Origin of the sequence: Vulcaniibacterium tengchongense, from assembly GCF_003814555.1 — a bacterium.
GTDB lineage: Bacteria > Pseudomonadota > Gammaproteobacteria > Xanthomonadales > Xanthomonadaceae > Vulcaniibacterium > Vulcaniibacterium tengchongense.
In genome coordinates this window covers 363,966-377,141 of record NZ_RKQN01000002.1, presented here as the reverse complement: position 1 = coordinate 377,141, position 13,176 = coordinate 363,966, and the positions used below count along the sequence as shown (strand labels likewise).

General features: G+C 70.0%; 9 protein-coding genes and 1 CRISPR repeat array (1 of these 10 cut by a window edge). Of the genes, 8 read left to right on the top strand and 1 reads right to left on the bottom strand.

The genetic code is table 11. The features are described 5' to 3' along the window. Positions 1–116: 116 nt before the first annotated feature. On the top strand, positions 117–1,094 hold the full coding sequence (locus EDC50_RS08065) for a dimethyl sulfoxide reductase anchor subunit family protein (protein WP_123769975.1): 978 nt from the start codon (positions 117–119) through the stop codon (positions 1,092–1,094). Positions 1,095–1,675: 581 nt separating this feature from the next. After that, positions 1,676–2,335 (top strand): DUF481 domain-containing protein, encoded by a 660-nt coding sequence (locus EDC50_RS08060; RefSeq protein WP_158635733.1) that lies wholly within the window; start codon positions 1,676–1,678, stop codon positions 2,333–2,335. Positions 2,336–2,566: 231 nt separating this feature from the next. Here the strand turns inward: EDC50_RS08060 and hemC are convergent, their stop codons facing one another. Continuing rightward, a complete protein-coding gene (gene hemC / locus EDC50_RS08055; protein ID WP_123769973.1) occupies positions 2,567–3,484 on the bottom strand; it encodes a hydroxymethylbilane synthase in 918 nt (305 codons plus the stop codon). Positions 3,485–3,770: 286 nt separating this feature from the next. Between hemC and cas1f the strand changes: the two genes are divergently transcribed. The 6 genes from cas1f to cas6f all read left to right on the top strand — a co-directional run bounded on the left by cas1f (position 3,771) and on the right by cas6f (position 12,788). Beyond that, the gene (gene cas1f, locus EDC50_RS08050) at positions 3,771–4,766 is read left to right on the top strand and encodes a type I-F CRISPR-associated endonuclease Cas1f (protein ID WP_123769972.1); all 996 of its coding nucleotides are present in this window, start codon (positions 3,771–3,773) and stop codon (positions 4,764–4,766) included. Then, a complete protein-coding gene (gene cas3f, locus EDC50_RS08045; protein WP_123769971.1) occupies positions 4,763–8,251 on the top strand; it encodes a type I-F CRISPR-associated helicase Cas3f in 3,489 nt (1,162 codons plus the stop codon). Before cas1f ends, cas3f begins: the two co-directional genes overlap by 4 nt. A gap of 562 nt (positions 8,252–8,813) precedes the next feature. Continuing rightward, positions 8,814–10,175, top strand: a complete 1,362-nt coding sequence (gene csy1 / locus EDC50_RS08040; RefSeq protein ID WP_123769970.1) for a type I-F CRISPR-associated protein Csy1 — start codon at positions 8,814–8,816, stop codon at positions 10,173–10,175. Then, positions 10,172–11,149, top strand: coding sequence for a type I-F CRISPR-associated protein Csy2 (csy2, locus tag EDC50_RS08035; RefSeq protein WP_123769969.1), 978 nt, complete (start codon positions 10,172–10,174; stop codon positions 11,147–11,149). Before csy1 ends, csy2 begins: the two co-directional genes overlap by 4 nt. A 42-nt stretch (positions 11,150–11,191) precedes the next feature. After that, positions 11,192–12,220 (top strand): type I-F CRISPR-associated protein Csy3, encoded by a 1,029-nt coding sequence (gene csy3, locus EDC50_RS08030; protein ID WP_123769968.1) that lies wholly within the window; start codon positions 11,192–11,194, stop codon positions 12,218–12,220. A 1-nt stretch (position 12,221) separates the two neighbouring features. Further along, complete coding sequence (gene cas6f / locus EDC50_RS08025; RefSeq protein WP_123769967.1) at positions 12,222–12,788, top strand: type I-F CRISPR-associated endoribonuclease Cas6/Csy4; 567 nt, start codon at positions 12,222–12,224, stop codon at positions 12,786–12,788. 130 nt (positions 12,789–12,918) lie between these two features. Further along, positions 12,919–13,176: a CRISPR direct-repeat array (repeat unit 28 nt; unit sequence GTTCGCTGCCGCGTAGGCAGCTCAGAAG) (it continues 3,257 nt past the right edge of the window).

Below are 13,176 nucleotides of genomic sequence, written 5' to 3'. Positions count from 1 at the left end.
CCGCCGCCTGCCGCGGCCGGCGGGCCGGCCCGGCCAAGGCCCCGTTGCGCAACCCGCAAGCGCAGGTTCCCCGCCCCGCGTGCGCGGGGACCGGCGCGGCATTTGCTGACCAGCGCATGCATCCCGCCTTCTCCGTCCTGCTCTTCACCACGCTCTCCGGCGCCGGCTACGGCCTGCTGCTGTGGACCGGCGCGCTGATCCTGCTGCCGTACGCGCAGGGACGGCCGCCCCAGCAGGGCGTGCTGCCGCTGCTGTGGGCGGTGCTGCTGGCGACCGGCTTCGTGTTGACCACGGCCGGGCTGGTGAGCTCGCTGTTCCACCTCGGCAGGCCGGCGCGCGCCTGGCGCGCGTTCTCGCAGTGGCGCACCTCGTGGCTGTCGCGCGAGGGCGTGCTGGCGGTGGCGACCGCGCTGGCCGTGCTGGCGCTGCTGGCGGCGGTGGCCGCGCCCACGTTCCTCGGCTCCCATGCGCCGTTGCAGGGCGCGCTGGTGCCTACGCTCGCCGCGGCGACGATGCTGCTGTCCGCCGGCACGGTGGCCTGCACGGCGATGATCTACGCCTCGCTGAAGCCGGTCCCGGCGTGGCGGCAGGCGCTGGTGGTGCCGGTGTACTTCGCCTTCGCCTTGCTCGGCGGCTGGATGGTGCTGATGGCGCTGGCGAACTGGGCGGCGCTGTCCGACGCGGCGCTGGCGTTCAACCTGCTGGTCACCTTCGCGCTGGCCGCGCTCGCCGCCGCGCTGAAGCTGGCCTATTGGCATCGCATCGACCGGCAACCGCTCGGCGCCGATCGTGGCGACGCAGTCGGCCTGCCGGGGCGCGAGGTCGCCGTGTTCGAGCGCCCGCATACCGAGGCCAACTACCTGACCCGCGAGATGGGTTACGTGCTGGCGCGCCGCCACGCGCGGCCGCTGCGCGCGCTGGCGGTGCTGTTGTTCGCGGCGGTGCCGGCGTTCGCCGCCTGGCTGGCCTGGGCGCTGCCGGAGCTGGCCGGGCCGGTGTTCGCGCTGGCGGCGTTGGCCACGCTGCTGGGCACCCTGGTCGAGCGCTGGCTGTTCTTCGCCCAGGCGCGGCATCTGGTCACGCTGTATTACTGAGGCGCGGCGTCGCCAGGAAGGCGTGGAAGCGACCGGCTCGTTCCTGTCCATCCGCGAGGGCGCGACCCCATCGCGCGTGTACCCGCCGCGCACCTCGTGCCGGTTTCGATCCGCGTTCCCGCGAGGACGCGACCACCTGCGCCGTGCGGGTCGCAGGCTCGAGCGCGTTTCAATCCGCGCGCCCGTAAGGGCGCGCCCTGGCGCCGGCGACGAAGGCAAGCCTAACCGGCCGTTTCCATCCGCGTCCGTGAGGGCGCGACTCGAGCGGCGGCAGGCCGTCGATCTGCTCCGCGTTGTTTGAATCCGCGCGCCCGCAAGGGTGCGACGGATCATCCAGGTGCGCATCCGCGGCGCGTGCGTGATGGCGCGACGTGGGGCGGCTGCGCGGACAGCGAGCCGAACCCGTTTCAATCCGCGCGCCGTGAAGGCGCGACCGGGCCTTGCTTCGACCTCGTACAGGCTGGCACGGTTTTCACTCCACGCGCTCGGCTGAGCGGAATGTGACCGGTGCCGCACGGCGGGCTGCGCCTGTAACCGGTTTCATGGCATCATCCGGGGCCAGTCCGCAGACCCGTCCAACCATGCTCGGCGCCCTCGCGTACGCCCTGCTGAGCGGGCCGTTCGTCACCATGCCCCTGCCGGTCGTCACCGGCGACCCGACGCTGATCGCGATCGCGAGCGATCCGGCGCAGATGCGGCTGTACTGCTTCTCCACCCGCTGCGGCGACGAGGAATGGCGCCTGGCGCTGGCGCCGCCGCGTGACCCGATCATCCCCGCCCGGCGCGAGGCGCCGCCGCCGCTGCCCGGCAGCCAGCGCTACGCCGCGCTGAGCGCGCCGGCGACGCCGCGCGAGTCGCGCGAGCTGTACTCCAACGACTACCGCATCGGCGGCCGCTTCGGCGTGCAGGCCCTGCGCAACGGCCCCACCGAGCTCGGCCTCAAGCTCGGCGCCGGCTACCGCTTGGCGCCGCTGCACGACGACGGCATCAACCGCCCCGGCGCGGTGTTCCGCGGCGAACTGAACTTCGGCCAGCGGTTCGGCGAGCGCGCGCGCTGGACCCAGCGCGTGCAGTTCGAAAGCGGCCACGGCGAGGCCTTCGTCAAGCAGTCGGTCAGCCTGGACGTGAACCTGTGGCCGAACTGGACGCTGGAGAGCGACTTCGCGATCCGCCACGACACCCAGAGCGGCGGCGGCAGCGAGACCGCGGAAAGCACGATCGAGCTGCGCCGCCGGTTCTGAGCGCACCGGCGTCGCGACGCAAGCCGCACGCCTCGGCTGGGAGGTGCGCGGACACCGGCACGATGGAGCGACGAGCGATGGAGCGCGGTCCGCGCGGCCGCATGTCGATCCGCCGCGGACGCGCCTGGCCCCGCCCACGGCCGTCCGGACGAGGGCGGGGCGAAGCCGCGCATGCCGGGGCGGCAGGTCGAACGCGGCGATGGCGACGCGAGTAGGCGGGCGACCGGGCGCTCACCCGCCCGCCGCGATCAATGCCGCCGCGCCTTGCTCCAGCAGCCGGCGCGCGACCTGTTCGCCGAGCCGGGCCGGCGTCGCCGCGTCGCCTTCGCCGAACGCGCGCACGCTGCGCCCGTCCGCGGCCGAACCGACCAGGCCGTGCAGCCGCAGCCGCGCGCCTTCGCGCTGCGCGTACGCCGCCACCGGCACGTGGCAACTGCCGTGCAGGGCGCGGTTCATCGCCCGCTCGGCCTCGACGCAGACGCGGGTGCCGGCATCGTCGAGCGCGGCGCACAGCGCGCGCGTGGCCGCGTCGTCGCCGCGGCACTCGATCGCGATCGCGCCCTGCGCCGGTGCCGGCAGCCAGTCCGGCGCGTCCAGGCGGCAGCGGATGCGCGCCTCGAAGCCGAGCCGCTGCAGTCCGGCGCAGGCCAGCACGATCGCGTCGTAGTCGCCGGCGTCGAGCTTGGCCAGGCGCGTGTTGACGTTGCCGCGCAGGTCGATCGCCTGCAGGTCCGGACGCCGCGCGCGCAGCTGCGCCTGCCGGCGCAGCGACGAGGTGCCCACGCGCGCGCCGGGCGGCAGCGCGTCCAGGCCGGCGAAGCGCGCGCTGACGAAGGCATCGGCGTGGTCGGCGCGCGGCAGCACCGCCGGCAGCGCGAAGCCCGGCTCCAGGTCCATCGGCACGTCCTTGAGGGAGTGCACCGCGCAGTCGGCCTCGCCGCGCAGCATCGCCAGCTCCAGCTCCTTGAGGAACAGCCCCTTGCCGCCTATCGCCGCCAGCGAACGGTCCAGCACCTCGTCGCCGCGCGTGCTCATCGGCACCAGCTCGACCTGCAAACCGGGATGCGCCGCGCGCAGCCGCGCGGCGACGTGTTCGCTCTGCCACAGGGCGAGCGGGCTCTTGCGGGTGGCGATGCGCAGCGTGTCCATCGCGGCATTATCGCCGAGCGCGCGGCCGGCGCCCGGCCTGTCTGGATGCGAGTCGCCGATACGGCGGTCGCCGGGCGCCGACGTTTTGCGGCACAATCGGCCCTGGGGGGAGTGGATGGAACCACTGCTGCGTGCAAATCCGCCGATGCCGGCTCGTCAAGAGCGAACGCCGGCTTCGCGTCATCCCTGCCGCCGGCTCGCGGGCGGCGCATCGTCGTTCCCGCATTTCGCTCCCGCCGCCCACGTCTCGAGGGCGGCGACCCGGTCCCTTGGGGGGAGTTGGCTGATGAACGATTTGTCGCCCTCGGATCTGAAGACGATCCTGCATTCCAAGCGCGCGAACCTGTACTACCTGGAGCATTGCCGGGTGCTGGTCAACGGCGGACGCGTCGAGTACGTCACCGACGGGGGCAAGCGCCAGTTGTACTGGAACATCCCGATCGCCAACACGACCTGCCTGTTGCTGGGGACCGGCACGTCCATCACCCAGGCGGCAGTGCGCGAACTGGCCAAAGCTGGCGTACTGGTGGGCTTCTGTGGCGGGGGCGGCACGCCGTTGTTCTCGGCCAATGAGAGGGACATGGAAGCGGTGTGGTTCTCGCCGCAGAGCGAGTATCGGCCCACCGAGTACCTGCAGGCCTGGGTGAAATTCTGGTTCGACGACAGCCTGCGCCTGGCGGCCGCGCGGGCCTTCCAGCTTTCCCGCCTCGCACGCCTGCAAGCGCAATGGCCACACCGGCACTTGCGCGAGGCCGGTTTCGCCGCCGACGCCGGCAGGCTCCAGGCGCTGGTGGAGCGCAGCCGGCAGGCGGTGACGCTGGCGCAGGACACCACGGCCTTGCTGACCGAGGAGGCGCGGCTGAGCAAGGCATTGTTCAAGCTGGCGGCGGATACCGTCGGTTACGGCGATTTCCTCCGCGCCAAGCGCGGCACCGGCACCGACCCGGCCAACCGCTTCCTCGACCACGGCAACTACCTGGCCTACGGCCTCGGCGCGACGGCCTGCTGGGTACTGGGGTTGCCGCACGGGCTGGCGGTGCTGCACGGCAAGACCCGGCGCGGCGGCTTGGTCTTCGACGTCGCCGACCTGGTCAAGGACGCCACCATCCTGCCACAAGCGTTCCTGTCGGCAATGCGCGGCGACGACGAGCAGCAGTTCCGCCGCAACTGCATCGAAGCGTTGGCGCGCAGCGAAGCGCTGGACTTCATGATCGACACCGCCAAGGCCGTAGCGCTGGAAATCGCAGCGCAGGCCGTCCCGGCGCAGGAGCAGTCGGCATGAACGTGCTGCTGGTCTGCGAGTGCGACAAGCGTGCCTTGGTCGAAACCCGCCGCATCCTCGACCAGTTCGCCGAGCGCCGCGGCGAGCGCACCTGGCAGACGGCCATCACCGAGGTGGGGCTGGCCACCTTGCGCAAGCTTCTGCGCAAGACCGCGCGCAAGAACACCGCTGTGGCCTGCCACTGGATCCGCGGGCGCGACCATACCGAGTTGCTGTGGATCGTAGGCGACGCCCGCCGCTTCAACGCGGAGGGTGCGGTTCCGACCAACACCACCGCTCGCGACGTGCTGCGTCGCGAGGACGAGGACGACTGGCACAACGGCGAGGACGTCCGCCTGCTCGCCCGACTGGCCGCGCTGCTGCACGATCTGGGCAAGGCCAGTGTCGCGTTCCAGGAACGGCTGCGGGGCGAACGCGCCGGGCGCAACCAGGTCCGCCACGAATGGGTGTCGCTGCGGCTGTTCCTGGCTTTCGTCGGCGACGACGACGACGCCGGATGGTTGCGGAGGCTCGCCGACGATACGGCGATGAACGAGGCGGCATGGACGTCGGCAGGGCGCTATCTGCACGACGGCCCCGGTTCCGGCAGCCGCTCGCCGTTTGCGGACTTGGTGGAGCGGGCGCCGCTGGCAGCCGCCATCGGCTGGCTGATCGTGACCCACCATCGGCTGCCGACGGTCCCCCCGGATACCGGAAGCGGCCAGGCGCGCTGGGGCGGCAAGCGCAATCGGGGTATCGAGCAGGCCTGGCTGCGCAATCCGCTGGCGGGCATCACCTGCGATTGGAACGAAGTCGCCGATCCCGGCGCTTCGGCGGCGGACTTGTCGCGCTACTGGGAGCTGGCCGGCCCGTTGCCGGTGAGCGATCCGGCCTGGCACAGGCAGGCTGCACGCGTGGCCCGGCGGCTGTTGCAGCTTCAGCAGCGCCATCGCGGCGATTGGCTGGACAACGTCTGGGTGCTGCACTTGGCGCGACTGTGCCTGATGCTGGCCGACCACCACTATTCCGGACTGGGCGTGGATCGCGACGGCCGCCCGGTTCCGGCGCGGCAACCGTTCGTGCAGCACGGCCAGGCACTGTTCGCCAACACGTATCGGGATCGGCAGGGCCGGCCGCATCTCAAGCAATCGCTGCTGGAGCACCTGCTCGGCGTCGGCGACGGAGCCGGCCAGATCGCCCACGCCTTGCCCGGCTTCGAGCGTCGTCTGCCCCGGCTGGCGCATCATCGTGGCCTGCGCAAGCGCAGCGCCGATCCCCGCTTCGCATGGCAGGACAAGGCCTTCGATGCCGCCGTGGCGATGCGCGAGGCCGCGCGCGAGCATGGTGCGTTCATCGTCGACATGGCCTCCACCGGCTGCGGCAAGACCCTGGCCAATGCGCGCATCCTCTACGCCCTGGCCGATCCGCAACGTGGCCTGCGCGCCAGCTTCGCGCTGGGGCTGCGCACGCTCACCCTGCAGACCGGCCGAAGCTATCGCCGTGACCTGCGCCTGGACGAGGACGAGCTGGCCGTTCTGGTGGGCGGCGCGGCCAACCGCGCGCTGTTCGAGTTCCACGAACGGCAGGCCGAGGCGGACGGGTCGGCTTCGGCGCAATCGCTGCTGGAAGAAGACAGCCACGTGCTCTACGAAGGCGACGTCGCCCGGCATCCCTTGCTGTCGCGCGCGCTGGCCGACGCGGAGATCCGCAAGCTGCTGTCGGCGCCGTTGCTGGTGTGCACCGTCGATCACTTGGCGCCGGCCAGCGAGTCCCTGCGCGCCGGAAGGCAAATCGCGCCGCTGCTGCGGCTGATGAGCAGCGACCTGGTGCTCGACGAGCTGGACGACTACGACATGGACGACCTGCCGGCGCTGGCGCGGCTGGTGTTCTTTGCCGGCATGGCCGGCGCGCGCGTGGTGTTGTCCTCGGCCACCATGCCGCCCGCACTGGTGCAAGGCATGTTCCGCGCCTACCAGGCTGGGCGCCGGCAGTATCGCCGCAACCGCGGCGCCGACGGCGGCCGAGCCGAGGCGCCGGTCGAGGTGCCTTGCCTGTGGGTGGACGAATTCGGAGAACCGTCGGTGCGCCCTTGTATCGATGCCGCCGCCTTCATCGAGGCGCACGGCCGCTTCGTCGAACATCGGATCCGGCAGCTCGAGGCGCAGCGGCCGCTGCGCGTCGCCCGCCTGCAGCCGCTGGCGATCGCCAGCAGCCAGAAGCGCGAAGCGATCCGGACCGAGTTCGCCGGCCAGGTGTTGCGCGCCTGCCTGCAGTTGCATCGCGAGCATGCCGGAACCGATCCCCACACCGGCCGGCGGGCAAGTTTCGGCCTGGTGCGCATGGCCCACGTCGACCGGCTGATCGACGTGGCGCAGGCGCTGGCCCGGACGCCGCCACCGGACGGCGTGCGCCTCCACCTGTGCGTCTATCACGCCCGCTTCCCGCTGGCGCAGCGCTCGGCCATCGAGAGCATGCTCGATGCCGTGTTCGACCGGCGCACGGAAGCGGAGGTCTGGCAGCATCCCGCGGTCCGGCCCGCCATCGATGCCGCGCCCGATTGCGAACACCTTTTCGTCGTGCTGGCTTCGCCGGTTTGCGAGGTCGGACGCGATTGGGACGCCGACTGGGCCGTGGCCGAGCCATCCTCCATGCGCTCGGTCATCCAGCTCGCCGGGCGCGTGCAGCGCCATCGCTGCCGCCAGCCGGCCGCGCCGAACGTCGTGGTGTTCGACACCAATCTGAGGGCGCTGGAACGTCCCGGCACCGACGAGCCCGCCTTCGTGCGGCCGGGCTTCGAGAAGAAGGACGCGCGCGACCCGCAGCGGCGTTTCCTGCTGGCGACGCATCGCCTGCAGGCGTTGCGCCTGGATTCCGGCACCCGTGGCGCCGATGGCGAGCGCATCGACGCGGTGCCACGCATCCGTCCCCTCGCGGACGCCGCCCGCCGCTCCCGGGAGCATTGGGTCGCGCTGGAGCACGCGCGCATGGAAGCGGCCATGCAGCCACTGCCCGGGTTCGCGCCGGCATCGGCGGCGCCTTCGCCCGGACGCACCCGGCCTTCCGGCTGGCGTGCGCCCGAGCGCGACCAGGCCTGCCTGGGTTGGCAGTTCCCGCAGGCCACGCTGCTGGGCGTGCTGCCGCAGCAACAGCCGTTCCGTGAAGACCCCTGCCCCGATCGCACGCTGGTGTTCCTGCCCGACGACGGCGAGGAGACCCTGACGGTGCACCGCGTCGAGCTCGCCTTGGAGCGGCAGGGAAGGGAACCCTATGTACCGGCTGGCGAGCTGGTGCAGGAGATGGCGCTGGAGCCCGCTCCAGGCGTCGTGCCTTGGGGGACGATGGGAGTGCCGCAGCTGCTCGACCGCGTGCGCGAACTGGCCGAGGCCGAAGACATGCCGTTGCGCGACGCCGCCCGCAAGTTCACCGCGGTCGAGGTGCCGCCCGAGCGCGACGACGGGCGCGGCTGGCAATGGCATCCGTGGCTCGGTTTCCGTTCTTGGGCCTGACGAGCCCATGCCACGGATTGGCCAGCGCGTTGGGCGAGCGGCGCCCGCAGCCTCTCCACCACCCAGCGCCCATGCTGGGGAGCCGCACGTCCAAGCACCCTCTCGTCCAAGGGGCGCGAGACGCGACCGCCTGCGACGACTCCCTCCAGCAGTGATCGCATCGTGATCACCGCCGGAAGGGAGGGAGGCTGCCTGTGCGGCAGCTAGCAAGGGGGGCACCCCACTTGAAAACGCAGATTTTCTGAGCTGCCTGTGCGGCAGTGAGCTTGCAAAACCCAACGGCCGGAGTAGACTACCACACGTGTGATTTTTATTAACCACACTAAAAAACACAGATGGAAAAAAACCGGGCCTGCTGGCGGGCAGGCCCGGATTGATAGCAGTTGCCGGATTAGTACGTGAGGCTTGACACGCAAAAGGAGGATGCAGGAAGCGCGGGACTCTATCCATCCGCTCTTCGCCACAAGAGTGAATTGAACGGCCCCAATGCTCCCTGCAGCGGCTGGCTGCTGCAGGGATTCTACCGTCATGCCTCGTCCGAGGCGCGTGAAAGGAATCCCACATGACAGAAGAAGTGATAACGCCATCGTCCCGCAAAGGGCGATTCCGATCCGCTATCGCCGGCTTCATCGAGGAGCGGCGGGTCGCCAAGGAGAAAGACAAGAACTACGAGCCGGCCAAGTACGAATACAACGCGTGGCTGGCCGATGCCGTCCGCCGCGTCGGCCAGATCCAGGCGGTCACGCACGTGCTCAAGGCCACGCATCCGGACGCGCGCGGCAGCAGCCTGCACGTTGCGCCGAATGCGTTGCCGCAGCGCGCCGAGATCGGCAGCCATGTCCTGGGTGGGAACTTCGCCGAGGACGTGGTCGGCAATGCCGCTGCGCTGGACGTGTTCAAGTTCCTCAAGATCGAAGTCGATGGCCGGCGCCTGCTGGACTGGATGCAGGCCAGCGACGCCGATCTGAAAGCGGCACTGTGCAACGACCAGGACACGGCGGCGACATGGATGTCGGCTTTCGCCTCGCTGGTGCGCGAGGAGACCGAACCGGCCTCGCACCCGCTGGCCAAGCAGCTCTATTGGCTCACGGGCGAGGACCCTTGCGACGACGCCCAGTACCACCTGCTGCAGCCCATGTTCTCCAGCACGCTGGCGCAAGCGGTGCATGCCGACATCCAGGATGCGCGTTTCGGCGAGGCCAACGTGCAGGCGCGCACGGCCTTTCGCGAAAAGAAGCCGTCGGGCACGCCCTATCGCGATTACCGCAACCTGGCGTTCCGCAAACTCGGTGGAACCAAGCCTCAGAACATCAGCCAGCTCAATAGCGAGCGCGGGGGGCTCAACTATCTGTTGCCATCCTTGCCGCCTCCCGCATGGAAGCCCAGCGGCACGCACCTGCTCAAGCAGGAAACGGCCTTCGCGGGCTTGCTCCGGTTCGGCGGCATGCGCGAACTGGTGGCGGAACTGGCCGGGTTCCTGGCGGCGAATCCCGATCCCACGGCGCAGACCCGGAATCGCCGCGAAGCCCTGGAGCAGGCCATCGGCCAGGAGCTGGCCCTGTTCGGCGCCGCCGTCCGGGGACAATACCCCGCCGGCTGGACGCGAGCTCCGGATTGCCGTCTGCCGCGCCATCAGCAGCTCTGGCTCGATCCGGATCGCACGACGCTGGCCGTCCGCAGCGATCCCGCACATCCCGAATGGCAGGCCGATGACGAGGCGTTCAATCATGCGTACGAATCCGGTGGTTGGGCGGACGAGGTGGCGCGCGACTTCGGCCTGTGGTTGAACGCGCAGCTGCGCAAGCGCAGCGACAAGCTGATCGAGTTGGGGGATGTCGAGATGCGCCACTTCGCCCGCCAGGCGATTCTGGACGTGGCCTGGCCGGCGCCGATGCAGCGCCGTGCGGCCGGGAGGGCGGCATGAGCCAGTGCCCGGACTACACGCACCTGCTGGTGCTGCCCCATCTGCGCGTGCAGAACGCCAACGCCATCTCCAGCCCGCTCACCCATGGTTTTCCGGCGGTGACGGCCTTCCTCGGCCTGACATGGGCACTGGAGCGCAAGGCCAACGCCGCCGGCCTTGGGCACCTGGCCTTCAACGCGGTCGGCGTGGTCTGCCACGGATGGCAGGAGCAGGTCACCGACGGCTACGTCAAGGCCTTCCGGCTCACCCGCAATCCGGTGGAGAAGGACGGCAGCACCGCCGCCATCGTCGAGGAAGGCCGCATCCACCTCGACCTGAGTCTGGTGTTCGCCCTCAATGCCGATGAGTGGGACGACGCGCGGCGCGACGCCGATGTGCAGGCGGTCGCCAACCTGGTGGCGGGCATGCGCATCGCCGGCGGCAGCGTGGTCCCGACAACCGAAGTCCGGCAGGGACGCAGCCGTCCCTGGCTGGCCGACATGACCGGCGACGGGTGGCAGAAGAATTTCCGCGCACTGTGCGTGCGCCTGCTGCCCGGTTCGGCGCTGGTGGCCCGCGACGACCTGATCGACCAGGAACTGGCGCAGCTGCAGGAGGACGATCCACGGGCCACCCGGCTGGATGCCTGGCTGTCGCTGTCGCGAGTGAACTGGCATTACGACCCTGAGGCGGAGGACGGCGAGGGGCGTTGGATTCCCAGCCGAGGGAAGGGCGATGGCTGGATCGTACCGATCCCGGTCGGTTACGGCGCCCTCTCCGGGGTGTATCCACCCGGCACCGTGCGCAATGCCCGAGATGCCAAAACGCCCTTCCGCTTCGTCGAGAGCCTGTATTCGATGGGCGAATGGGTCGGCACGCACCGCTTGCGTTCGCCGGCCGACTTCCTCTGGTACGCGGACAGCCAGGCCGAGGCCGGGGTGTACCGCTGTCGCAACGACTACAGGCCGGTGGAACCCGCATCCACAGCGCTTTGAGACCCCTCTGAACCGTTTTTCGTGACGACAAGGAATTCCATCATGACCGACAAGATCGAAACCGCTTCCGTCCTGGCTTTCGAGCGCAAGCTCGATCCCTCCGATGCCCTGTTCTTTGCCGGCGCCTGGGAGGCGCGCGACGCCTCCGGTGACTGGCAACCGGTGACCGTGCGCGCGAAGTCCGTGCGCGGCACCATCTCCAATCGACTCAAGAACAAGGAGCAGGATCCGGCCAAGCTGGACGCCGCCATCGAGAACCCGAACCTGCAGACCGTCGATGTGGCTGCGTTGCCCGCGAATGCCGACACGCTGAAGGTGCAGTTCACCCTGCGCGTGCTCGGTGGCGTGGGCGAGCCTTCCGCGTGCAACAACGCCGCCTATCGCGCCCGGCTGGTGCAGACCGTGCAAGGCTACGTGCAGGCCCACGGCGGTTTCCGCGAATTGGCCGGCCGCTATGCGCTCAACCTGGCCAACGGCCGCTTCCTGTGGCGCAACCGCGTCGGCGCCGAGCAGGTGGAGGTACGCGTGGCGCAGATGAAGGACGGCGAGCCGATCGCATCCTGGACCTTCGACGCGCTGGCGCACTCGTTGCGCGACCTCGCCGCGCCCACCGCCCGATCGGAGGTGTCCGCGCTGGCCGATGTGATCGCCGCGGGCCTTGCCGGCGAGTCGCATGTGCTGCTTCAGGTCACGGCCTTCGTCCGCATCGGCGCCGGCCAGGAAGTGTTCCCTTCCCAGGAACTGATCCTGGATCGGGGCCGCGGCGACAAGAGCAAGACGCTGTACGGGGTGAACGACGTAGCGGCCATCCATTCGCAGAAAATCGGCAATGCCCTGCGGACTATCGACACGTGGTATCCCGGCGCCGACGAGAACGGCCCGATCGCGGTCGAGCCCTACGGTTCGGTCACCACGCAGGGCAAGGCTTGGCGCCAGCCCAAGGCCAAGGTCGATTTCTACACCCTGCTCGATGGCTGGGTCGTGGACGGCAAGGTGCCGGATCCGGAGCAGCAGCACTTCGTCGTCGCCACCCTGATCCGCGGCGGGGTGTTCGGCAAGGCGGATGGCTGACATGACCACCCACTACGTCGATCTCACTGTCGTGCCCGACCCGGAGAACAGCGCGCCGCACTTGCTCGGCGCGCTGTACGGACAGCTGCACCTGGCCCTTGTGCGGAACCGGCTGGACAGCGTGGGAGTGAGCTTTCCGCGTTATAGCCTCGACCCGCGCGCCATCGGCAGCGTGCTGCGCCTGCACGGGGACGCGGCCACGCTGGCGGGACTGATGGCGGAGGACTGGCTCAAAGGCGTGCGCGACCACGTTCGTGCGACTGGCGTGCTGCCTGTGCCGGAAGGGTCGCCACACCGGACCGTGCAGCGTCGCCAGTTCAAGACCAGCGTCGAGCGGCTGCGCCGTCGACGCATGCAGCGCAAGGGCGAAACCGCGGAGCAGGCCGCGGAGGCCATCCCGGCCACGGCCGAAGACCGGCCCGACCTGCCGTACGTGCACCTGCGCAGCCGCAGCACCGGCCAGCCGTTTTGCCTGTTCGTGGCTCTCGGCCCGCTGCGGAAGGAGGCCGCGCCCGGCACGTTCAATAGCTACGGCCTGAGCGGCACCGCCACGGTCCCTTGGTTCTGACCCTTTTCTGCGGCACTCCGACAGGCTCTTTGACAATCAACGGCTTGCGCATGCCCTCCGCCGAAAGGGGGGCAGGCCCCACGTCGTAGGAAGCGGCACGCTTTCAACGACTTGGCGGAATATTCGTCTAGTTCGCTGCCGCGTAGGCAGCTCAGAAGGGCCGGCGTTGCGATGTCGTTGACCAGCAGATGTTCGCTGCCGCGTAGGCAGCTCAGAAGGATCTATCCGCTACCGGATACACCGAGGGAGAGTTCGCTGCCGCGTAGGCAGCTCAGAAGACGCCGCAGTTCTGGCTGAACCTGCAGCACAAGTTCGCTGCCGCGTAGGCAGCTCAGAAGAGTCCGGCCAGTCGAAGTTGGGCTGCCCGCGTGTTCGCTGCCGCGTAGGC